Origin of the sequence: Paenibacillus peoriae (genome assembly GCF_022531965.1) — a bacterium.
Lineage (GTDB): Bacteria > Bacillota > Bacilli > Paenibacillales > Paenibacillaceae > Paenibacillus > Paenibacillus polymyxa_D.
In genome coordinates this window covers 3,481,258-3,503,840 of the sequence record NZ_CP092831.1, presented here as the reverse complement: position 1 = coordinate 3,503,840, position 22,583 = coordinate 3,481,258, and the positions used below count along the sequence as shown (strand labels likewise).

Below are 22,583 nucleotides of genomic sequence, written 5' to 3'. Positions count from 1 at the left end.
CAAGTGGAAATGAATGAATATTGAGGGGAGAAAACCATTTTTATGAACCCAAAACGTCGACCATCATCTCAAAAACGCAGTAGGTGGCGTATTTTTGGCAGAGTTTTGCTAATTAATATCAAGTGGTTCTCGTTTGCGGGTGTACTTGGATTGCTATTTGCTGGAGGTCTTATATCCGGCTATGTAGCGGCACTGGTTCATGATGAACCTGTACGATCACGTCAGTTGATATATGAAAAGGTAAATGAGAACGCTCTGACCAGCTTTGTATTTTTTAATGATCAGGTAACTCCGGTTGGAAGAATGCGCATGGAGGAGGATCGACAGCTCGTTGATCTGAAGGATGTCCCTCAGTCGATTGTGGACGCCCTCATTTCAACGGAAGACAGCCAATTTTATGAGCACCGTGGTGTGGATTTAAAGGGAACAGCTCGTGCCGTTAAGCAGAAGCTTTTGAATGAAAACCGCCAAACAGGCGGCAGCACACTGACGCAGCAGGTAGCCCGAAGGGTTTTTCTCAGTCTGGATAAGACGGACAGCCGCAAGGTGAAGGAAATGCTGCTAGCATTGCGTATGGAACGGTTTATGGGCAAGGATAAAATATTAACGGCTTACTTAAACAAAATGCCTTTTGGTAATGGTTCCGCTGGTTACAATTTATATGGAATCAAGTCTGCTTCGTTAGGAATTTTCAATGTAAGTGATCTACATAAGCTTCATATTGCTCAGGCGGCTTATTTGGCAGGTCTCCCGCAACTGCCATCTGTTTATTCCGCTTTTGATGGTAAAGGGAACTTTGATGAAGAAGGCTTCAATAAAGCGATGGAGCGTCAGCGTGTCGTGTTGGGAAGAATGCTGGCAACAGGTAAACTTACGCTATCCGAATATAATGAGGCGCTTCAATTTGATGTGAAAGCCACTCTTGCGCCACATCGCGAAAAAAGTTATAACACATTCCCTTATTTGATGCTGGAGACAGAGCGGGAAGCGGCCCAATTGTTAGCGCTCCAGCAAAATCCGGATATCACGCCAGCCGAAATTTCCAAGCCTGAGCATGCCGAGCTTCTTCAAAATACGCGAGAAGAGTTGCAAAGGTCCGGATATCGAATTTATACAACGATAAATAAGAAAATTTATAATAATATGCGGCAGATTGCAGCCAATCCACAAAACTTTTCTCCATACAGTAAGAAGAAGGGATTAGAGCAGATTGCAGCAATCATGATTGATCATAAAACAGGGGCTGTACTTGGTATGATCGAGGGCAGAGATTTTAATACCGAGCAAATGAACTATGCAACTCAAATGACACGTCAGCCCGGTTCTGCCATGAAGCCTATTGCTGCTTATTTACCTGCTTTGGAAAAAGGCTACACTCAGCCAGCCGGTCTTATTGATGATTCACAAATCATATTGAAAGACGGACGTAAAGGTTATCATATTCCTAAAAATTATAACAGACGGTACGAGGGGCTTATGACAGCCCGTGAAGCACTCAATCGGTCAATCAACATCCCTGCGCTGAGGCTGTTCTTATATGAAGTTAAAATTCCTAACGCTTGGAATTTTGTGCGTTCTCTTGGAATTACGACCATTCAGTCGCAGGATGAACATGCACAGACAGGGGTTTTGGGTGGACTAAGTAAAGGGGTATCCGTCGAGGAACTGACCGCAGCATATGGAACGATTCCCAATATGGGTGTATATAATGCACCTCATCTGATCAGCAAAATTACGGATGCCAACGGGAAGATCGTATATGAATTTAAACCGCAGACGAGACGTGTATATTCGCAGCAAACCGCATTTTTGATGACGGATATGCTCAAAACGGTTATATCAGATCCGAGGGGAACTGGCAAACGTCTGCAAAATGCTTTTAAAAGCTATGGTGACATTGATATCGCCGGTAAAACCGGTACGACACAAAACTTTGGTGATGTGTGGTTTATGGGGTATACACCTGACGTTACACTAGGCGTCTGGGCTGGTTACCGCCAACAGGTTAATACACTATCTCAAGAAGGCCATTCCAGAGCACAGTCAGTGTGGGCACTGATCATGAATGAGGCGGTCAAGGACCAGCCTGAGCTTTTTAAGAATAAGCACTTTATACAGCCGGAAGGTGTTGTAAGAGTTACGGTTTCTAGCCTTACAGGTAAGCTACCAGGGCGTTATTCCCGTCAATCGGGTCAACTCGTGACTGACTGGTTTAATCAAAAATATGTGCCTACCGAGGTTGGAAGAGAACAGATTCCGCGTTCTGCTAGACCAGTGGTCCCATCCAAACCAGATATCAAGGAAAAAGCAGTCCCAGAGGTTGAGGTCCCTGCAATAGATCAAGAGAAAATTCCACCAGAGGAAACGGATCCTGCTATTCCTGACGCAGACACAGAGGTAGATATGCCTGATGAGAACAACGATGTGCCATCAACAGATACTTCGCAACCTTCTGTTGAAAATGAACAGGAGACTCCTTCTGAATCGGAAAGCCAGAGTGAGACTCCAAAAAACCAATCTGATGAAGTTACTTATCCAGAAATAATATCTGATCAACCCAAAAACTAAGCGACAGGAACGGTTTAGTTTAAAATGCCGTTCCCAACAATGTCTACAGTGACCTGCGGATGAAAACGAACATTGGGGTATTCTTCATTCCAATCTACACTTTTCCATACTACTGGATGATGAGCGATCAACTGTCTGTCTACGCCAAAGGCATCACATCCATTTTCCTGATTGCTTTGAGGATCATCTACAGTCTCTAGCGTTTGCGACAACACGCCTTCAGGAGTGAGATCATAAGCCGATGCATTTGCCAATCGGGCATCCTTCAAATTGTTCTGATCCCAGCAGCCTGTTATAAACATGAGTAGAGCCAGCATTCCAAGCGCTCTGCTCTTTTTTATGTTTCAGGTCCCTCCTTTTTTTTGAAGAGATAGGATAGAATTAGCAGCAGAAAAAGGGAACACAATTAAGGGGAAATAAGTAAAATTATTGGGCGTAGAACCAATTCCTAGTTATTATTTGATGATATGCGCCAGCTCTAATGGCAAAATAGCTGGATGAAAAGTAATCGTCGCAATGTAAATGGCAAGCAGCGTAAAAGCGATTAAAAAGCTCGTCATTCGAATCGTTCTTAGAAATGAACTAATAATCCAACGAGCGTGATAATCGTCTGGGCTTTGGTAAAATGCAGAAAAAGAGATGGGAGCTATTAGAGTAGTTGGGCTACCATCAGCCAAAATCGCAATCCGTCCCTCCATTAGATTGGCGGTCACACCATCCGGTCGTTCCGTCTGAGCTATTGAGGGAAGAGAATAAGAATTGTCCTCCTTAAATTCTTGAATAAAACCGGCAGGGAGCGCCATATCGGAGGAGATTGCTTTAATTCTCGTTTTCACTGCTTTCACCAGCTCAGGATTAGCCAAGTCTTGAACATAGACAATAACGATTTTAGTTCGGGTTTTAGATCCCACATAAAGTAGCGTACAACCAGTGACGGGGTGACAATTTGTTTGCGAATCAGATTCAGATTGATGGATAACTGCTCAAACATTTCTGCTTAATTCAACGGAAGCTGCGTCATGTCCAGCCAAGAAAGCACCCCCTTTTGGATGAGATAGGCATAATGTGTGCCCAATGGACTGAGTTTATCCATGATCTGGTGACTTATCCATTCTTGAATCACCAGATTACAAGGAGGCTTAATCTTGCGTCGGATCAATTCCTAGATAGTGTCCCAGTTTCCGCCGGACCTCGCTGCGAGCAAAGGATGAAAGCATGAAAAATCGCCTTTGATAGCCACGGCATACATACAAAACCTCTACGCCTTCATGATTTCGGATTTCGCTGTAAATTTTAATTCCTAGTGTTTTCATTCGCGCTTTTGTCTCTGCTAATTGAACAGCTACGCGCTGTTGTACTCCAGTCAGGCTACGAACATACAAATCGGGCATTTTTAGAGGAGAGGTATTTATAATACGAATGTCTCGTTCCAGCACATCCAGAACAAGAGTTAAAAGTACACACATCTTGACCAGCCCTGTGTCTTCTTCAGAAGGTAAAGGAGCTTTGCTCTTGTGGTTCAGTATCTTTTGGCTTGGCATAAAAATCTCCTTTACTCCGAGTAAGAATACAATATATAATCAGTATATAGAACGTATGTTCTATTTATACCTCATCATAGGAATTTTTCCATGGCTAAAGCAATCATCAATTATTGGAAAAGTGATGGGGAGCGATACCCATGTGCCATTATGTAAAGAATCTTACGTTTATCGCCAATGACAGTCAAACAGAGTTTATGTTAAGCTAATGGATAAAAACTTACATAAAAGGGGAGATCGTTCTGACTGCGGTCAGCCTTTACTATTTAACTAAAGAAAGTGGAGAAAGAAGGTATACATATTGTCACGTTCGTTATATGCAGCTTTATTACTGTTGAGCCTCATTTGGGGCGGTTCGTTTATGTTTATCAAGGTGTTGTTGCTACATCAGGTAGGGCCGTGGACTATTGTATTTCTCAGGTCCAGCTTTGGGCTTATTTTTATTGTCTTGTTAATGATACTTATGCGCAGGCCGTTTAAAATCAAAAGCATTCCGTGGAAATCGGTTACTCTGGTAGCTTCGGTCAACATGGTCTTGCCATGGACATTGATCGGTTTTAGCGAGACCAGAATAGCTAGCAGCATGGCTTCTGTATTGAATGCTACCACGCCCATATGGACCATGTTGGTGGGGCTTGTTTTTTTCGGAGCTATTTTTCATCGAATGCAGTGGTTAGGAATGGGTCTCGCTTTTGTAGGAATTATTATTTTATTGGGTATTAATCCTGCATCTATTATTTCTGTTGATCCTGTGGGTTTTGGGTGTATGCTGCTTGCGACTCTTTGCTACGGATTTGGAACACAGCTCTCCAAACGTTTTCTTTCCAATCTTTCCATGTATCAGGCTACCTTTGCGACACTGCTTGGTGCGGCGGTAGGGGGTGGCATTATGATGGCAATGGTGGAGAGACCTGATTTGTCGATTGTTTCTGATTCAGGTGTATTGGGTTCTCTTATAGGACTGGGAGTTTTGGGATCAGGAGTAGCATATATTTTGTTCAACTACATGATTTTGCGGGGGAGTGCGGAATTTGCTTCTTCGGTGACGTATTTTGTACCAGTAAGTGCCATTGTATGGGGCTTTTTGCTCTTGAATGAACATATCGGCTGGAACGTTCTAACCGGGCTGGTCCTTATACTTGGAGGAGTGTTTATGGCCAATCAGCGTAGAACCGCCAAATTAAGTGGATAATAATCTAAACAAAAATAAAATACGATTTGGGTTATATTAAATGTACATTCGCCAAACCTTCGGTATAATGCGTTAATTCACACATACAATAAAGCATGCTCACACATAAAATAAAATATGGTGCAGCAAAAAAGCAAGCTGTTTAGCAGGTGACAAGGTGTGGTATAATAAATTATAGAATTATATGTACCACAGAAATGTCGGAGTTTTATTCCACAAAAGAAAGGATCAGGATACCATGTGTCCCCGAAGGATACTTCCCCAAAGGACGATTTGGAAACGATTTGATCTGTCTTATACTTAGCTTTTCCGCGGAGTAACGTCAAGTTGCGAAAGCCAACTCTGCGGAAGAGGGGATTGTACATGCGAAGGACCAAGTCCTCCAGGCACATCTTACCTGGTAGTTTCCGTAAGAGTGGGTTCATCCACATCAAACTTACGAGAAACCGAGGGAGCCTGTATGAGGAAAACTTACGAATCTATCGTGAACAATGGAGCATTGAGACAGATTGCTGTCATGTTGCTCGGAACATGCATTTTAGCTTTTACGTACTATCACATTAATGCCCAAAATCATTTGTCAGAAGGCGGATTTGCAGGCTTGGCCCTGCTGGGACATTACGCGTTTGGCATATCTCCAGCATGGAGTATGTTGCTGCTTGATATTCCCGTCATATTGCTGGCATGGGTACTGAAGGGCAAAAGATTTATGCTGCTTGCGTTAATCGGAGCCGTCGCTTTTTCACTGTTTTATGCAGGATTTGAGAAGTATTCGACTCTGGTTATAGATCTACATGGAAATCTGCTGATAGCTGCTCTACTTTGTGGGGTGCTTACAGGTTTGGGAGCCGGAATCGTACTGCGATTCGGTGGAGCAACCGGGGGCGATGATATCTTATCTCTGCTGATCAGTGAGTGGCGCGGGTGGAAAATCGGCAACGTGTTTATTGTCAGTGACATCATCGTACTGGGATTATCACTATTGTATCTGCCTATGAAGGAAACAATGTTTACAATACTGGCTGTGTGGCTTGCCGGAAAAATAATTACATGGACGACCACGTTCCAACTGCACCGACCTGTGAAAAAGGTACTGCCAGCGGCTATTCCCGCTAAAAAGGTAGTTGCCAAAACAGTGCCGGTCGTCCACAGCCTTCGTCAATAAGGAAAGGGTGTTACGTTAGGAGAGAAATCTTCTTACGTAACACCCTTTCGCTGTATTCAGCTTCTATCAGGAAGGTTTTAAAGTAGACTGAATGCGTCCGTTTTATATTTTTTCTACTGTTTCTCATCTTGCTCGGCTGGATGATTATCGTTCCATTCCTCGGCTTGGGAAGTGGCAATCGCAATCGAGCGACCTTCTTCATAGCCGTCACGGAGTAGAGCGTTAGCAATATCAACGGCTTTTTCTCGCACACGAGGTTCCAGGTTTTTCATGGATGGAGGGTAATCATGTTTGTTCCAAGGCATAGTTGCACACTCCTTATAGCAGATGATGTACTATGTATTACCCGTTGTAGGATTAAACAAACGGAAATCAAAGAAATGAATATATTGTAAAATGTATCTTGAGAAAAAGCGTATAATGGTGTGCAGAATACCAGAAAAAGGAGTGAAGCATTTGCTTGCCTGGGGTTTTGTTTTTTTGCTGACTATCATCATTCATACTACAGATAGCTTGTCCTATGCTCTGCGGCTTGGTGGTTTGCGAGCGCGTCGGATTGGATTAGCGTTAACCGTTGCGGGAATGCTGCTGTTGGTTTCACGCACCTCTAACATGGCGCAGGGGCCTTTACTCGGAGGGATGGTCGATCAGGCTAAAGCTGCAGCACAAGTGGGCGGAACGGATATTAGACTGGAACTATATATGCATGGGGTACTGCTGGCAGCAACCGTTGGAACCATACTTGCTATATTACTGTATCCAACAGTGGTACGCATGTCAGCCAGATGGATTGTGCATTTGGAGCATACCGGATCTATTCCGGCTTTGGTGCGTCATTTAATGCTGCGAAGTCGCTGGAAACATGCAGGCTACTACATAAAACGTCCCACCTGGTCTATGCTTACTTCATTGATTAGCGGAGCGATACCCAAACGTCTAATTATTCTGAATATAACCGTTACTGCGATCTATACAACAGGAGTAGTATCTGCTTTATATGCTTCATTCCTGTGGCCTGCTCAAGGTACAGCAATGTCAATGTCGTCAGGTCTAATCAATGGCGTTGCAACGGTATTATTGACCTTGTTAATTGATCCAAGATTGGCGGTACTGTCGGAGAAAACGCTACGAGGGGAGCTACCCTTAACTCGGATGAACAGTATGTACGGCTGGATGATCATGTCGCGTTTGGCAGGTACTTTATTAGCTCAGCTATTGCTAGTACCGCTAGCAATTTGGCTTGGATGGGTAATGAGTTAATTGCTAGCTTTCGTAATGATGTGCTGCTGCCATATCCCAAAAAAGGGCTGACCCGTGATCATCTATTAAAGATAGATCGCGGGTCAGCTCCAATGATTTTATGGTTACTTACTGTTCAAATAATGACTTATATGCTCCGTATCCTTCACGTTCCAAGTCTGCTTGAGGCACGAAGCGGAGCGCGGCGGAATTGATGCAATAACGCAGACCATCTGGACCAGGACCATCATCGAATACATGCCCTAAATGGGAGTCAGCTTCGCGACTTCGCACCTCGGTACGGATCATAAAATGGCTGAGATCGGTTTTTTCTTTGACATTATAGCTGCGCAGCGGACGGGTAAAGCTGGGCCAACCGCAACCTGCATCATATTTGTCCAATGAACTGAACAAGGGCTCTCCTGATACGATATCTACGTAAATGCCTTCACCCTCATGATCCCAAAACTCATTTTGAAAAGGGCGCTCGGTCGCGTTCTTTTGAGTTACTTCGTATTGAATAGGCGTCAGCCGATCTTTAAGATCGGATTTATCAATCTTGCCAGACCAATTTTGTTCGATAAAATCCTCACGTCCCGAACCTTTGCGGTAGCGTTTGTAATGAGCGGGGTTTTTCTTATGGTAGTCCTGATGATATTCTTCTGCTTCATAAAAAGTGGTCGCAGGCAGGATCGGTGTAGCAATGGGCTTGTCGAAGCGGCCACTTTGAGCCAAAGCTTCTTTAGAAGCTTCTGCCTTGATTCGCTGCTCTTCATTATGATAGAAAATAACCGTTTGGTAAGATGAACCTCTATCGTGAAACTGTCCACCTTCATCCGTCGGATCAATCTGCTGCCAGAATAGCTCCAACAGTTTTTCATACGGGAAAACTTGTGGATCAAATGTAATCTGTACGGCTTCCACATGCCCCGTTGTTTCAGAGCATACCTCTTCATAGGTAGGATTTTCGGTATGTCCCCCTGTGTATCCAGATCTAACCTTCAAAATACCGGGTAATTCCTCAAAAGGGGAAACCATGCACCAGAAGCAGCCACCTGCAAAAGTTGCTTTTTCTACCGTGTGTGGATTGTTGGTGCTCATATTTGTCACTCCAATCTGAGAATGTTTAATTAGTTGTTATTTAAATAGCTTACAATTAAATTATATACGAGATTTTTGCAAAATCCAACGAAACGTCAGAAACCAAACGGCAGTGTAACTGGCTCTGTCCTCAAAATCGCCATGAAACATCCTACAGAAACGGTAGCAAACTGTCGCATTAAATTCTATTGATGCGTTGAAGCCTTTTTCGGTAGAGTATAAAGCCGCCGCCCACCAATGCAGTATATAGCACCAAAATGAGCAAACCAGTGATTGGGTGTTCTGCAAAGGTGCCGCCAGCATAAGCATACACCGCAATTGCGGGAAGCTTGCCAATAGCTGTACCTAGGATAAAGCTCCAGAACGGAAACCCCGCTACTCCAGCGTATACATTTACCGCTGCCTGGGGGATGACCGGAATCAGGCGAGCCAGCAGAACAGCAGCAAAAGGCTCCCTTTCCATGACCCGATTGAAGCGCTCCAATGCAGGAACCCGCTTCAAATAGGCTCGTCCTTTGTCACGAAACAGGGTACGTACTGCAATGAAAACGACCAGTGCAGCCATGGTAGTGCCTAGCCAGCAAATCAGAGCACCTTGCCAAGGACCTGCGGCATAAGCAATAGAAGCGATAATCAGCTTGTAAGGCACAAACGGTATTAACGCGAATAAAAATGCGAGCAGTAGCAGAACTGGAAAGGAGGTTTGCTTGTCCGCCCAGGCGAGCCAATCATATCTGTAGATAAACGCGATGCAAAGCAGCGAAACATAAGCAGCGGCAAGTAGCCATTTTTTCATTTACATACCTCTTTCAATATCCCTGTACGGCTTATCGCTTATACAGAAAAAAATAGGGTTCACATTCCTAATAATGTGTGCTATACTGCCACTAATAGAATAGTTCCCAAAGGGGAGTAGCTCAACGAGTAAAGTCGTCATTACGGGATTTTTAATCCCCGGCTTTATTGGCAACGTAATGTTGTAAGCGAGACCTTTGCCAGGATTTTAGGAATCCGGGTAAATGGTCTTTTTTTGATGCCAAATTTGGGTCAGCGCCGTTTCCGGATTCCGTGAAATGGCGCTTTTTTAGTATAAAGCGCTGAACTATGTACAGTATAACAAATAAATAAAAAAGGTGGGAGAAACGTATGGATTTGTTGTCAATTGAGTTTTTAACCGCATTAGTATCCATCATTATCATTGATCTGGTGCTAGCTGGTGACAATGCAATCGTAATCGGTTTGGCGGCTCGCAATGTTGATAAGGCCAATCAAAAGAAGGTCATTATTTGGGGGACGGTCGGAGCGGTCATCATTCGTGTGATTGCTACGGTGCTGGTCACGTATTTATTGCAAATTTATGGATTGCGTTTGATTGGGGGACTCGCACTTATCTATATCGCCTATAAGCTACTGGTCGAAGAGAAGAAGCATGAAATTTCAGCCACGAATCAAATGTGGGCAGCGATCCGCACCATTATTATCGCGGATACGATGATGGGGCTCGACAATGTACTTGCTGTAGCGGGCGCAGCTCATGGAAATATGCTACTCGTTATATTGGGTCTTGCAATCTCTGTTCCAATCATGGTGTGGGGAAGTACGATTATCTTGAAGCTGACAGAACGTTACCCAGTAGTTATTACGATTGGGGCTGCTGTACTTGCTTATACTGCTGCCAAAATGGTGGTGGCGGAACCGTTGATTGCACACTGGTTTATGAACGGGGTCGTTAAATACGGCTTTGAGGTTCTGGTTGTGGTTCTGGTTGTAGCCATTGGGATGCGTGTTAAAAAAATCAAAAGTGAAAAAACAAGAAAGCAAGTGCAGCACGCCTAAGCTAACTTACATTGAGGTAAACTTAGCTGAAGCTGAATGTTCATGCCATAGAGGCTGTTCCGTTATTGTCCAACTGGACCCGGAGCAGTCTCTTTTCTTTACTTGTCAGCAGACTTCCATGTAAACTAGACAACAGATGAATGAGTGATTAGAGGTGGGAATGATATGGACAAGCAAACGAAGACAAGGGTAGCCATTGCGGGACTGGGTGGTATTGCTCGTAAAGTATATTTGCCGTTACTGGCTGCACACCAAGGTGTAGACATTGTAGGTGTCATGAACCGTTCACAGGAGCCGGTAAGTTCCGTCATGGAGCAATATAGGTTGCCTAGAGGAACGACAGATGTGAAGGAGATGCTGGCATGGGAACCGGAAGCTGTATTTATACATGCCGCGACCGAAGCTCATTTTGATCTGGTTATGGCGTGTATTGAAAAAGGGATTGCCGTGTATGTGGATAAACCGTTGTCCTATGATGTTCGTCAGAATCTGGAAATGACCGCTTTTGCGGAAGCACAGGCCGTGCTGCTGGCGGTGGGATTTAATCGGCGTTTTGCCCCGCATTATGTTGCTGCTAAGGCTTGGTTAGAGGAAGCGGGTGGATTCAGTCAATGTGCGGCTATTAAACATCGTACTGGATATGATCGAAGACCGGCGGCACAGACGGTTTATGATGATTTAATTCATATGCTTGACTTGCTTTTGTGGCTGGGTGGCGATGATTATGAACTGCTGCATAGTAGTCTGAATACGACGAGTGAAGGATATATGGATGCTGCGTTCGGGACTGTACGTTTGGGAAATGCCACCGGAAGCTACAGTATGAGTAGACAGGCAGGAGCTGACATAGAAAAACTGGAGCTTCACGGGGCAGGACGGTCTGTTGAAGTAACAAATATGGAACAGGCTGTTTTTATGCAAAAAAATCATTCACCATTAACGCAAGCTTTTGGAAGCTGGGATACGATTTTGGAAAGACGAGGATTCACAGGAGTCGTGAATCATTTTCTGGAGCATATTCATCGTCCGGAGGAGTGTGCTGTACGAGCTGGAAAAGTATTGGAAAGCCATATGCTGGCTGACGAACTGATCAACCGTTTGAGTGATTAATATGGAACGTCCGAACATGATCTTAACAGTCCAGACAGACATCAAGAATTAGGTTGAAGGAGAAATGAATGAATGGAAGAAGATAATCGTGGTAAACAGCTAGAAGAAGCCATCATCGAAAATTATAAGCAAGAAGAAGATATGATGATTCTTGTATTTGCGCAATGGTGTATCAATCACGGGTTGGAGCCAGAGGAATTATATCGTGTAGCGTATCCGCATCAGGATAGCAACGAGCGTCTGCTACGAGTACGCAAATTGACTGTATCGCGTGAAGAAGCGGGTGATATTCCGCTGGATACAGTATTAGGGGTACTATCCATGTTCGGAAATGAGGACTTGGCGATGGTCGTATCCGAGGCGGCTGCCAGCCTTCCGTCGGAACGGAAATAGGGCTAGCCAGAATAAAGGATATACTGTTATCATTTATGGCATCATGGACTCACTATATTTACTTAAGACATTGTTGATGGGGAGGTAAGCTGACGATGGAAGATATACCTGTGCCAAGCACCTGCAAAGGTTGTGAAAGAGATATCTCGATATCGGAAGAGCAAATTACCAGAATTCTAACCAACATGAGACCCAAAATGGAATGTGTAAACGATGAAGTGTACGAAGCCAGACTGTTGGCCTGCTCACAATGTGAAGAGTTAATGTCCGGACATACGTGTGGTATCAGCGGAAGTATTGTTCGTGTACGTGCTTTGGCGGCAGCTCAAAATTGTCCCAGTTACCATGGTTCACGGTGGATAGGAACAGCCTAAAAGATACAATGCTCAGGCTCGGCTGAACCTGGATTACGGGTTAAAGTAGTCATACCTTGGTCTGCCTTAATGGCAGGCTTTTTGGTTTGATTGGACCTTTTCTTAACGATTGACAAAAAGTAGACAATAAAATATATTAAACACGTGAAATATTTTTATTTAATTATTAATAAATATATTAATGTTTGCTAGATGTGATGATGCGTAAAAATTAAAATCGAAAGAAGCTCGGTGGAATGAGTGATATTTACACCAAAATGAAAGCGTAAACATTTATGCGGGTGTTCCAACAATCTTAATATTTTTGGGGAGGGTTTGTTGTGAAGGGTTCTATTGTTGTTAATACCGATTGGAAACAAGGCATTATTAATAAAAACATTTATGGACAATTTGCTGAGCATCTTGGACGTTGCATTTATGAAGGCATATGGGTTGGAGAGGACTCACCGATTCCGAACACAAACGGAATTCGTAATGATGTGGTGGAAGCGCTGAAAAAGCTGAATATTCCTGTGCTGCGCTGGCCGGGAGGCTGTTTTGCCGATGAATATCATTGGAAAGATGGTATCGGACCCAAAGGAAATCGTAAGAGAATGGTAAATACGCATTGGGGCGGTGTGGTTGAAAATAATCATTTTGGCACACATGAGTTTTTTCAATTGTGCGAGCTGTTAGATGCAGAGCCTTATATTTGTGGAAATGTCGGCAGTGGTACAGTTCAGGAAATGTCGGAATGGGTAGAGTACATGACCTTCGATGGAGAGTCCCCAATGGCTGCATGGCGTCAGGAAAACGGTCGTGAGAAACCATGGAAGCTCAAATATTTTGGAGTGGGTAACGAAAACTGGGGTTGTGGCGGTAACATGCGCCCAGAATATTATGCCGATCTGTATCGCCGCTATCAGACATATGTCCGTAACTATGGCGAGAACCGCATTTATCGGATTGCAGGTGGGGCGAATGTGGACGATTATCGTTGGACCGAAGTGTTGATGCGTGAAGCTGGGCATCTTATGGACGGTTTGAGCCTGCATAACTATACGATCCCGGGAAACTGGGAAGGGAAACGGCAAGCACTCGGCTTTGATGAAGCGGAATGGTTCGAGACGATGAAAAAATCACTGCACATGGATGAATTGATTACTCGTCATTCTGCTATTATGGACCAATATGATCCTGACAAAAGGGTCGGACTGATCATCGATGAATGGGGAACTTGGTTCCTGACTGAGCCAGGGACCAATCCGGGCTTCCTGTATCAACAAAATACGATGCGCGATGCGCTGGTAGCTGGGCTGCATCTACACATTTTCCATAATCACCATGACCGAGTACAGATGACGAATATTGCTCAAATGGTCAATGTTTTACAAGCAATGGTTCTGACCGAAGGTCCTGCTATGCTGTTGACGCCGACATACCATATATTTGAAATGTTTAAGGTGCATCAGGATGCGCAAGCACTGGCTGTTCATGTAAAGGTAGGCGATTATGAATATGACGGGGATTCCATCCCGCAAATAAGCGTGTCCGCCTCCAAGGCGCAGGATGGTAATATTCATATCAGCTTTTGCAACGTCCATCCGGGCGAGTCGGCAAACTTGAATTTGGAGCTAAGAGGACTGGAAGAGGTTAAAAAGATCAGTGGTGTTGTCCTTGCCAACGACGATATGCAGGCACATAATACGTTTGATCAGCCAGAGCGTGTGAAAAAGGAAGCTTTCACATCCTATCAGCTTCAAGGTCAGCATTTGGATGTTACACTGCCACCAATGTCAGTAGTGATGCTGACAATTGCTCCGTAAAAAAGCTGGGTCGTGGTATGTAAGCAGCATCCACTATTATTGGTTATGAACAAAGAGAGCGTTCAGGTGAACGCTCTCTTTGTCCTACAATTGCTCGCGGTGAATCACCCTGAATTCCTTAGGCGACATACCGAAGCGGGAACGAAATACACGGTGAAAATACGTGTAATTTGCAAATCCTGACGATTCGGCGGCTTGTTCCAGTGACATGGGACTGAAAATGATTCGTTCTCTCGCCATGTTAAGCCTGATGTCCAGCGTGTACTGCATAATGCTCGTATCAAATGTTTCCTTAAACAGATGCACTGCTCGGGATACGCTGATACCGACGTGTGAAGACACGTCATCTAGCTTGAAGTTAGAGGATGCATTTTCTTCAATATAATTTTTAATCTGATACGCAAGATAGTTATGATGAGTAGCGATAGGATGATCGGATAGCATACGGTCAAACTCCAAACATAAAATGCGTATGTAATAACTTGATATTTCCGGGTAAGGATTAGAAATACGTCGTTGCTCCATCACAAGCTGACGAAATAGGCCAAGCAGGGCTTCTGTGAGCTGAACCTTAATTCTGTTGGGTCGTTTATGATGGTTCCACCACTCATCTACCCAGGAACCACCGAAAAAAATGTGATAATCTCCGCTTTCCACGACCAGCTCTCCCATGGGATTCAACTCACTATGAATATCCAGTTCATAAGGCTCGGTAGGATTGAATAACAGTAGGTCACCTGCCTCAATCCGTGTCATTTCCCCGTTAATGCGGGCTTGGCAACGTCCATCTGTTTGCAAACGGAATAAATAATTTTTGATCCCCTCAGGCTGGTTCGAATAAAAGGGCTTTCGATGGAAGGAATAGCCTGCGGTAAGAACCTGACAAGGCTCGACGATAGACATGATGATGACTCCTTTGGGCATATGGCTGTTTCAAATATTGACCAGATTGTTCATGTTTTAATCATATTATTCATTTTAAACGAAACAGAAATAGAATACTATGTGAACTGTAAAGCTTACATGTTAGATGAGAAAGTACATGTTGGAGGCCAAGGAGTGTGACGACGTGGAACGAATGAAGGCCGGGATTATCGGATGCGGTACTATTAGCTCGGTATATCTTGAAAATCTCCAAAAGAGCCCACTCATTGAAGTGGTGGCCATCGCTGATTTACTGGATGAGAGGGCAAAGGAGAGGGCCGATAAATTCAACATTGAAAACGTATACAAATCGGATGAATTACTGCGCCAGCCTGAAATTGAGCTTGTATTTAATCTGACCGTGCCTGGCAGCCACGTATGGTCAGATATAGCGATACTAGAGGCAGGCAAGCATGTGTACAGTGAAAAGCCTTTGGCGCATTGAAATTCACGGACCATCGTGCCAATGCTGAGCTGGCCTACCATGTGTTAGAAGCCATGCATGCTTTTCAGCACTCATCATTGGAAGGCAATACATTACGCTGGTAAGTACGTTCAAGCCGGACGAGGATGTATATTATGGAACAGATATAATGGTTCCTAACTTAAAGAGGTGAAGGGTAATGGCTAAAGTAGGATTGCAATTGTACACCGTAAGGGAAGAGCTTGAACAGGATTTTGAAGGTACATTGCGCAAGGTAGCTGAGCTTGGCTATAAAGGAGTAGAATTTCATACCTTTTTCGGACGCAATGCCAAGGATGTCAGAGCGCTCTTGGATGAACTGAATCTGGAAGTTGTCGGAACTCATGTACAATATTCTCGCTTGCTGGATCATTTGGATGAGGAGATTTCATACCACAAAGAATTGGGCAATAAGTACCTAATCGTTCCTTATTTAACCGAAGAACAGCGGGAGTGGGATGAACTTTTTGCTAATTTAAATCGTATTGGTGAAAAAGTGAAGGAACAGGGTTTGATACTGGCTTATCATAATCATGATTTTGAATTAACAGAAAAGATCAATGATCGCCCAGTATTCGATGCTTTATATGATGCAGTTTCCGATGATTTGTTACAGGTCGAAATGGATACTTGTTGGGTATACTACGGGGGCTATGATCCAGTGGAATACATCGGACGTTATAATGGACGCCTGCCTATCATTCACTTAAAGGATATGGCACGTGACGAGCAGCAAAAAGCAGTGACTGTAGAGCTTGGCAAAGGCGAAGTGCAGCTTCAGGCCATTACAGACGCCGCTATTCAGGCAGGTGTGGATTGGGTCGTCGTGGAACAGGATTTCTGCTCAAACCCTCCAATCGAAAGCATTGAAACCAGCATTAAATGGCTCCAACAATACGCAGCTCAGGGAGGAAATATTCATGTCTAAAACACTTAAAATCGGGATTATTGGTTGTGGAGGCATTGCCAACGGCAAACACTTGCCGAGTCTTGCCAAGCAGAAGCGTGCGGAGATCGTTGCATTTTGTGACATCATTCAGGAGCGCGCTGAAGAGGCAGCAGAAAAGTTTGGTGTTGATGGCTCGCAAGTTTATAGCGATTACCGTAAGCTGTTAGAAAATAAAGACATTGAAGTCGTACATGTATGTACACCTAACGACTCGCACTCGGAAATTACCGTAGCGGCGCTTGAGGCAGGTAAGCATGTGCTGTGTGAAAAGCCGATGGCTAAAACTGCTGAGCAAGCACGGGAGATGCTTGATGCGGCCAACCGCACAGGTAAGAAGCTGTCCATAGCGTATCAAAACCGTTATCGTGATGACAGTTTGTACCTGAAGCAATTAGTCGAGCAAGGAGAGCTTGGAGAAATTTATCTGGGCAAAGCCATTGCTCTACGCCGTCGCGCGGTTCCGACTTGGGGAGTATTCTTGGATGAAGAGAAGCAGGGCGGTGGTCCTCTTATTGATATTGGCACGCATGCACTAGACCTGACACTCTGGCTGATGGATAATTACAAGCCTAAAAGCGTACTAGGTTCAACTTTCCATAAGCTAGGGGATCGTAAAGATGCGGCAAATGCCTTTGGGCCTTGGAACCCTGAGGAATTTAAGGTAGAGGACTCAGCTTTTGGTTTTATTACGATGCAAAATGGAGCTACGATTGTACTGGAATCCAGCTGGGCATTGAACGTTGTAGAGTTTGGCGAAGCGAAGACACTGTTATGCGGTACCGAAGGCGGAGCCGATATGCAGGATGGATTGCGCATTAACGGAGAAAAGAACAGCCGTTTATTTGATACGAAAATAGATCTGGATGCAGGTGGTGTTGCCTTTTACTCTGGAGAGACGGAAAATGAAGCAGACCGCGAAGCCCGCCTGTGGATCGAATCTATTCTGGACGACAAAGAACCTCTTGTGAAGCCGGAACAGGCACTGGTTGTTACTGAAATTTTGGAAGCTATCTATGAATCGGCACGTACGGGAAAAGCTGTCTATTTTGACTAAGCCGTAATTATCCCGAATAGACCATCGTTATAATGAAAGCAGCTTTTTTCACATATGATACAGGGGGGATTTCTTTTGAAACTTGGAGTATTTATGGTGTTGTTCGGTGGCCGTTCGCTGGAGGAAGCGTTGGATTATGTGGCTTCTCAAGGATTGGATGCTGTAGAAATCGGTACAGGCGGCAACCCGGGGGATAAGCATTGTAAGCCGGATGAATTGCTGGAGAATGATGCAGCGCTCAAAAATTTTAAAAAGGCAGTAGAGTCCCGCGGACTAACGATTAGCGCACTTAGCTGTCACGGCAATCCTCTTCATCCGCAAAAGCATTTGGCCCAGGCTGATCATGATACGTTTCTTAAAACCGTTCGATTGGCAGAAAAGCTGGAAGTTCCAGTTGTGAACACTTTCTCCGGCTGTCCGGGAGATCATGAGGATGCGAAATATCCAAACTGGCCTGTGGCTCCGTGGCCTAATGATTTTCAAGAAGTGTTGAAGTGGCAATGGGAGAATAAAATTATTCCTTACTGGACCGAGACGGGGAAATTTGCAGCAGATCATCATGTTAAAATTGGACTGGAGCTACACGGAGGCTTCTCCGTTCATACACCAGCGACCTTGCTTCGTTTACGTGAAGCTGCGGGAGAGGTTATTGGTGCTAATCTCGATCCGAGCCATATGTGGTGGCAGGGAATTGACCCAGTGCAGGCAGTTCAAATTTTGGGCCGAGAGGGAGCTATTCACCACTTTCATGCCAAGGATACGACGATTGATCCAATTAATGTAAATAAATATGGACTTACCGATATGCAGGAATATACGAAAATGCTAGATCGCGCTTGGCAGTTCCGTACTGTGGGTTATGGACATGATGTAAAAACCTGGGCAGATATTATCAGTGCTCTGCGTTTGGTGGGATACGATCATGTAGTGAGTATTGAGCATGAAGATGGTCTGATGTCCGTGGAAGAGGGCTTTACTAAGGCTGTCCACAATCTTCGCCAGGTACTGATTGAAGAACCGCTGAGCGAGATGTGGTGGGTCTAACCTAATAGGGGGAAATGTTGATGATTAACGTCACCATTTGGAATGAATTTTTGAACGAAAAGTTGAATGATGAAGCCAAACAGATATATCCTGACGGGATACACAAAGCGTTGGCTGACGGCCTGGCAGGAGAGGGATTTGCCATTCGAACAGCTACACTGCGTGATGATGCAGAGCATGGTTTGGGAGAAGAAGTCTTGAATTCCACAGATGTGCTGCTGTGGTGGGGGCATAAAGCCCATGATCAGGTGAGCGATGAAGTTACGGCGCGTGTTGTCAAGCGAGTGCAGGAAGGAATGGGCTTAATCGTGCTGCACTCAGGCCATTTTTCCAAGCCATTCAAAGCCCTGATGGGCACTAGCTGCGATCTGAAATGGAGGGTGGCAGGTGAACAGGAGATTATTTGGTCGGTGAATCCGTCACATCCCATTGCAGAAGGCATTGACGCCAAAATATTGTTGAAGCAGGAAGAGATGTATGGCGAGTTCTTTGATATTCCAGCGCCAGATGAATTGGTATTTGTTAGTAACTTTGAAGGTGGCGAAGTATTTAGAACCGGATGTACTTTCCGTCGAGGTAGTGGTAAAATATTTTATTTTCGCCCAGGCCATGAGACCTATCCGACTTATTACCAGCCTGATATTTTGAAGGTTATTGCCAATAGTATTCGTTGGACTTCTCCAACAAGTATTAACAAACCAATATATGGTAGAAGTGAACCGGTAAGACCTCTCGGTGGAGTGTTGGTATAATGACAATCATCACATTTTGATGAGCTATATAATGAATAGATTGAAAGGCGGAACCTCTAGGGGATTCCGCCTTTTTTGATTTAACGATTTAGACATATACCTGCTGTGTTGGTTTGTTGTATAATCAGTTTTGGTCATGGCAACTTTATCGGCGCAGGTATTTAATTTAAGAAGAAAGTGTTTTCTTTCGGGATAAAGTATGCTAAAATGATATATACTAACAAAAGGAAAGCTTTATCAAACCGAAATGCAAAAGAAGGTGAAAAATTTGGAGAGTCAACCGCAATGTACAAAAATGTGTCCGCGTTTTGAAACCGCCTTTTCATGTTTGGGCAAGCGTTGGAATGGATTAATTATTCAATCCATGATGAGCGGTCCTAAGCGGTTTAAGGATATTTCCAATCTGATTCCCACAATGAGTGACAAAATGTTATCAGAGCGGATGAAAGATTTGGAAAATGAAGGAATTCTTACACGTCATGTATATCCAGAAACTCCTGTCCGCATTGAATACGAGCTAACAACCAAAGGCCGTGCACTTCAGCCGGTTATGGAACAGATTCAATTTTGGGCTGAGGAATGGATTAGATGAGCACCAAACTAAATAAGTGTTTTTCATAGCAAAACAGCCTTTTCCTAGAAAAAAGGCTGTTTTTTATATTGCGTTTAGGACTACTTATCCATTTTGCAGAAATGATGTGCTTAGGCAGCACGACTTAATAGCCTTTGACGCGCCCTGCAACTGAGAATAATGCTGCTGTTGCACGGCGAGGCACACGGGTTTGAATATCCAGCGCGGCCGAACGGAATGTACCCAGACAGGAATGACAAAGTCTCCCTGCATAAATAGGGGAACGGCAGGACTCACAAGGATAATCAAGCTGACTGTATGTGGAGGGAAATTTGCCTGCTCTTACCCAATCTGTGAGCAATTCTATAGGTGTACCAGTTACGTCACTGAGCTGGCGAGTATGAGTAGAAGGATGCTTCCATAGATAGTTAGAACAGCGGTCCAAGAATATATTTTCTTCCTGAATACAAGTACTACAGAGGTTTCTAAGGTTTTGACGAAAAACGGAACCGCATTTTGGGCAATTAGAAGTATGTATCTCCATGGAAACCAGTCCTTTGTATCGAAATAAAGTGAAATTTTAAAATTTATTAGTTACATATTACTATGACATTATACCTATATCAATCTTTATTTATAGAATCTTTGACCTTTAAGTGTATGTTAAAATCTGTGTTGACATGACTCTGTTACTTATGTATCATTACTTACATAAAGTTACTTGATGAATAAAATAAATTGTTGATGATAAGGGGATCTTTATATGATGCCATCTTTATTTTTGGCCCATGGCTCACCGATGCTTGCTATTGAACAGACGGACTATACTTCATTTTTAGAGCAACTGGGGAAAAGTATTCGTCCTAAAGCAATAGTTATCTTTACTGCTCATTGGGAAACACAAACGTTGACGATCAGTTCGATGGATGACGTGTACGATACCATTTATGATTTTGGCGGTTTTCCACCGGAACTGTACACAGTGAAATATCCAGCACATGGTTCTGTGGAACTGGCCAATAAGCTGAAAAAATTATATGAACAAAAGGGCATTGACGTAGAAACTGATCGGGTGAGGGGTTTGGATCATGGATCTTGGACATTGTTGCATCGTATGTATCCTGAGGCAGACATTCCGGTAGTTCAGATCTCTGTAAATCCATATCTCTCGCCCAAAGCACAATATGCTATTGGTGAAGTGCTGCGAGGACTGGGAGAACAGGATATTCTGGTCATTGGTAGTGGCGTGACTGTTCATAATCTGCGTATCGTCAAATGGGGGGAAACGAAAACAGAACCTTGGGCTATAGATTTTGATGATTGGATTATTGAAAAAGTACAAAGTAGAGATATAGAGGCTTTGGATCACTATGAAAGCGAAGCACCGTATGCTCGCCAGGCCGTACCCAGAGCAGAACACTTTGTACCGTTGTTTATTGCAATGGGGAGTGGCAATCCTGCAAACAAAGCCAAGGTTATCCATAGAAGCTATGAGATGGGGAATTTAAGTTATCTATGTTTACAGTTTTAAAGAGTGTTGCCAGAAGAAGGACTGTCATTAAAATGCTTCGCTACTGCTCCTGTATAAGTAGGGGAGTGGAAATAAATTAGGGAGTGTTATAAGCTATAGTGGCTTATAACACTCCCTTTTACATAAAAAAACGATTTATTATATCCGGCAAATCTCACGAGGGCATAGTTCACAATGACATACACCTTGCAGCATTTCCAAATCTTTGACAACAATCATACCATTATCATATTCAACTGCATTTTTCTTACGTAGATCACTAAGCATCCGGTTTACGCTTTCCCGGGTCGCACCGATCATATTTGATAAGTCAGTATGAGTAATTTTTTTATGAATCAGGATATGTTCGCCGTGAGGCTCACCATAGGTATTGCATAGACGAATGAGCGTTGAACATAAAGCGCCTGGCTTGCCGTACATCATCAAATCGCGGAACTTAGTCTGAGTAATGCGGTGATGTGAACCCATCCATTTCATAAAGTCAATCGCAAAATCACAATGCTGGCAAATAAGCAGTTCCAAATCTGTATGATCGATTACGCCAATATCACTGTCTTCCAGAACCTCAGCAGAAAAGGAATGCTTAGTACCGAAAAATGGATCGGCTTGACCAACAAGATCGCCGCTTTGATACATATATAGAATAAGTTCCTTGCCCTCATCCGTTGTTTTGGTTACTTTCACGCGTCCGCGCTTAATATAAAACAGCTTATCCGCTGTATCTCCTTCCCAGAACAGATGCGAGCTTTCTGGCATAACTCGATCTTTCATCATTACTTGCAATCGGTTGAAGCTGGCCTCCGAGAAGCAACAGGTGTTGCCGCGGGCTTCCATTACATTTGTAGGGTTTCTCATCGTCCATTTCCCCTTTGTATCCTATGTTTTTTATCTGCAACTTGATCAATTCAAATTCATTATATACTTGTGCAATGAGTTTTTGGGGCAAGAAGAGGGGGTAAAAGTGGCAGAAT

24 protein-coding genes and 1 pseudogene are annotated in these 22,583 nt (G+C 43.9%); 16 read left to right on the top strand and 9 right to left on the bottom strand.

The features are described 5' to 3' along the window. Nucleotides 1-42 precede the first annotated feature (42 nt). A complete protein-coding gene (locus MLD56_RS15400) occupies nucleotides 43-2,568 on the top strand; it encodes a transglycosylase domain-containing protein (RefSeq protein ID WP_029517213.1) in 2,526 nt (841 codons plus the stop codon). Nucleotides 2,569-2,582: 14 nt separating this feature from the next. Here the strand turns inward: MLD56_RS15400 and MLD56_RS15395 are convergent, their stop codons facing one another. From MLD56_RS15395 to MLD56_RS15385, 3 genes are all read right to left on the bottom strand, one after another. Beyond that, nucleotides 2,583-2,885 carry a Ger(x)C family spore germination C-terminal domain-containing protein gene (locus MLD56_RS15395; protein ID WP_029517214.1) on the bottom strand — a complete coding sequence of 101 codons (303 nt, stop codon included), beginning with the start codon at nucleotides 2,883-2,885 and terminating at the stop codon, nucleotides 2,583-2,585. Between the two features lie 138 nt (nucleotides 2,886-3,023). Next, nucleotides 3,024-3,479 (bottom strand): spore germination protein, encoded by a 456-nt coding sequence (locus MLD56_RS15390; protein WP_029517215.1) that lies wholly within the window; start codon nucleotides 3,477-3,479, stop codon nucleotides 3,024-3,026. Between the two features lie 228 nt (nucleotides 3,480-3,707). Then, complete coding sequence (locus MLD56_RS15385; protein WP_049816977.1) at nucleotides 3,708-4,109, bottom strand: YhjD family protein; 402 nt, start codon at nucleotides 4,107-4,109, stop codon at nucleotides 3,708-3,710. A gap of 301 nt (nucleotides 4,110-4,410) precedes the next feature. Between MLD56_RS15385 and MLD56_RS15380 the strand changes: the two genes are divergently transcribed. Together MLD56_RS15380 and MLD56_RS15375 are read left to right on the top strand one after the other, a co-directional pair. Continuing rightward, the gene (locus MLD56_RS15380) at nucleotides 4,411-5,301 is read left to right on the top strand and encodes a DMT family transporter (protein WP_029517216.1); all 891 of its coding nucleotides are present in this window, start codon (nucleotides 4,411-4,413) and stop codon (nucleotides 5,299-5,301) included. A gap of 460 nt (nucleotides 5,302-5,761) precedes the next feature. Next, nucleotides 5,762-6,466: a YitT family protein gene (locus tag MLD56_RS15375; protein WP_029517217.1), complete on the top strand. Its 705-nt coding sequence runs from the start codon at nucleotides 5,762-5,764 to the stop codon at nucleotides 6,464-6,466. Nucleotides 6,467-6,579: 113 nt separating this feature from the next. Here MLD56_RS15375 and MLD56_RS15370 read toward each other — a convergent pair whose 3' ends face one another. Then, entirely contained in the window at nucleotides 6,580-6,771 is a 192-nt protein-coding gene (locus tag MLD56_RS15370) for a DUF2188 domain-containing protein (RefSeq protein WP_029517218.1), read from the bottom strand. A gap of 151 nt (nucleotides 6,772-6,922) precedes the next feature. Here MLD56_RS15370 and MLD56_RS15365 point away from each other — a divergent pair, with 151 nt between their 5' ends. After that, a complete protein-coding gene (locus MLD56_RS15365) occupies nucleotides 6,923-7,726 on the top strand; it encodes a lipid II flippase Amj family protein (RefSeq protein ID WP_029517219.1) in 804 nt (267 codons plus the stop codon). A gap of 108 nt (nucleotides 7,727-7,834) precedes the next feature. Here MLD56_RS15365 and msrA read toward each other — a convergent pair whose 3' ends face one another. Continuing rightward, nucleotides 7,835-8,806, bottom strand: a complete 972-nt coding sequence (gene msrA, locus MLD56_RS15360; protein WP_029517220.1) for a peptide-methionine (S)-S-oxide reductase MsrA — start codon at nucleotides 8,804-8,806, stop codon at nucleotides 7,835-7,837. A 178-nt stretch (nucleotides 8,807-8,984) separates the two neighbouring features. Continuing rightward, entirely contained in the window at nucleotides 8,985-9,602 is a 618-nt protein-coding gene (locus MLD56_RS15355; protein WP_029517221.1) for a TVP38/TMEM64 family protein, read from the bottom strand. 350 nt (nucleotides 9,603-9,952) lie between these two features. Here MLD56_RS15355 and MLD56_RS15350 point away from each other — a divergent pair, with 350 nt between their 5' ends. The 5 genes from MLD56_RS15350 (at nucleotide 9,953) to MLD56_RS15330 (ending at nucleotide 14,324) form a co-directional block, all read left to right on the top strand. Beyond that, entirely contained in the window at nucleotides 9,953-10,642 is a 690-nt protein-coding gene (locus MLD56_RS15350; protein WP_029517222.1) for a TerC family protein, read from the top strand. A gap of 165 nt (nucleotides 10,643-10,807) precedes the next feature. Beyond that, nucleotides 10,808-11,752 carry a Gfo/Idh/MocA family protein gene (locus MLD56_RS15345; RefSeq protein WP_029517223.1) on the top strand — a complete coding sequence of 315 codons (945 nt, stop codon included), beginning with the start codon at nucleotides 10,808-10,810 and terminating at the stop codon, nucleotides 11,750-11,752. A gap of 72 nt (nucleotides 11,753-11,824) precedes the next feature. Then, the gene (locus MLD56_RS15340; protein WP_013310862.1) at nucleotides 11,825-12,145 is read left to right on the top strand and encodes a hypothetical protein; all 321 of its coding nucleotides are present in this window, start codon (nucleotides 11,825-11,827) and stop codon (nucleotides 12,143-12,145) included. Between the two features lie 95 nt (nucleotides 12,146-12,240). Continuing rightward, complete coding sequence (locus tag MLD56_RS15335; protein WP_029517224.1) at nucleotides 12,241-12,519, top strand: DUF6171 family protein; 279 nt, start codon at nucleotides 12,241-12,243, stop codon at nucleotides 12,517-12,519. Between the two features lie 320 nt (nucleotides 12,520-12,839). After that, on the top strand, nucleotides 12,840-14,324 hold the full coding sequence (locus MLD56_RS15330; protein ID WP_029517225.1) for an alpha-N-arabinofuranosidase: 1,485 nt from the start codon (nucleotides 12,840-12,842) through the stop codon (nucleotides 14,322-14,324). An 84-nt stretch (nucleotides 14,325-14,408) separates the two neighbouring features. Here the strand turns inward: MLD56_RS15330 and MLD56_RS15325 are convergent, their stop codons facing one another. Continuing rightward, nucleotides 14,409-15,227: an AraC family transcriptional regulator gene (locus tag MLD56_RS15325; protein ID WP_029517226.1), complete on the bottom strand. Its 819-nt coding sequence runs from the start codon at nucleotides 15,225-15,227 to the stop codon at nucleotides 14,409-14,411. Nucleotides 15,228-15,393: 166 nt separating this feature from the next. Between MLD56_RS15325 and MLD56_RS15320 the strand changes: the two are divergent. From MLD56_RS15320 to MLD56_RS15295, 6 genes and pseudogenes are all read left to right on the top strand, one after another. Next, nucleotides 15,394-15,687 (top strand): annotated as a pseudogene (locus MLD56_RS15320) (Gfo/Idh/MocA family protein); the annotation flags it as partial. 184 nt (nucleotides 15,688-15,871) lie between these two features. Continuing rightward, the gene (locus MLD56_RS15315; protein WP_029517228.1) at nucleotides 15,872-16,639 is read left to right on the top strand and encodes a sugar phosphate isomerase/epimerase family protein; all 768 of its coding nucleotides are present in this window, start codon (nucleotides 15,872-15,874) and stop codon (nucleotides 16,637-16,639) included. Next, complete coding sequence (locus MLD56_RS15310) at nucleotides 16,632-17,714, top strand: Gfo/Idh/MocA family protein (protein ID WP_029517229.1); 1,083 nt, start codon at nucleotides 16,632-16,634, stop codon at nucleotides 17,712-17,714. Before MLD56_RS15315 ends, MLD56_RS15310 begins: the two co-directional genes overlap by 8 nt. A 75-nt stretch (nucleotides 17,715-17,789) precedes the next feature. Beyond that, nucleotides 17,790-18,758: a sugar phosphate isomerase/epimerase family protein gene (locus MLD56_RS15305; protein ID WP_029517230.1), complete on the top strand. Its 969-nt coding sequence runs from the start codon at nucleotides 17,790-17,792 to the stop codon at nucleotides 18,756-18,758. Between the two features lie 20 nt (nucleotides 18,759-18,778). Continuing rightward, on the top strand, nucleotides 18,779-19,510 hold the full coding sequence (locus MLD56_RS15300; RefSeq protein ID WP_029517231.1) for a ThuA domain-containing protein: 732 nt from the start codon (nucleotides 18,779-18,781) through the stop codon (nucleotides 19,508-19,510). 247 nt (nucleotides 19,511-19,757) lie between these two features. Continuing rightward, a complete protein-coding gene (locus tag MLD56_RS15295) occupies nucleotides 19,758-20,102 on the top strand; it encodes a winged helix-turn-helix transcriptional regulator (protein WP_034095058.1) in 345 nt (114 codons plus the stop codon). Between the two features lie 124 nt (nucleotides 20,103-20,226). Here the strand turns inward: MLD56_RS15295 and MLD56_RS15290 are convergent, their stop codons facing one another. Continuing rightward, the gene (locus tag MLD56_RS15290) at nucleotides 20,227-20,526 is read right to left on the bottom strand and encodes a hypothetical protein (protein ID WP_223821919.1); all 300 of its coding nucleotides are present in this window, start codon (nucleotides 20,524-20,526) and stop codon (nucleotides 20,227-20,229) included. A gap of 318 nt (nucleotides 20,527-20,844) precedes the next feature. On the opposite strand from MLD56_RS15290, the gene MLD56_RS15285 reads away from it, so the two are divergent. Further along, nucleotides 20,845-21,612: a DODA-type extradiol aromatic ring-opening family dioxygenase gene (locus MLD56_RS15285; protein ID WP_029517232.1), complete on the top strand. Its 768-nt coding sequence runs from the start codon at nucleotides 20,845-20,847 to the stop codon at nucleotides 21,610-21,612. A 138-nt stretch (nucleotides 21,613-21,750) separates the two neighbouring features. Here MLD56_RS15285 and MLD56_RS15280 read toward each other — a convergent pair whose 3' ends face one another. Beyond that, nucleotides 21,751-22,467 (bottom strand): Crp/Fnr family transcriptional regulator, encoded by a 717-nt coding sequence (locus MLD56_RS15280; protein WP_013310849.1) that lies wholly within the window; start codon nucleotides 22,465-22,467, stop codon nucleotides 21,751-21,753. Nucleotides 22,468-22,583: the final 116 nt, after the last annotated feature.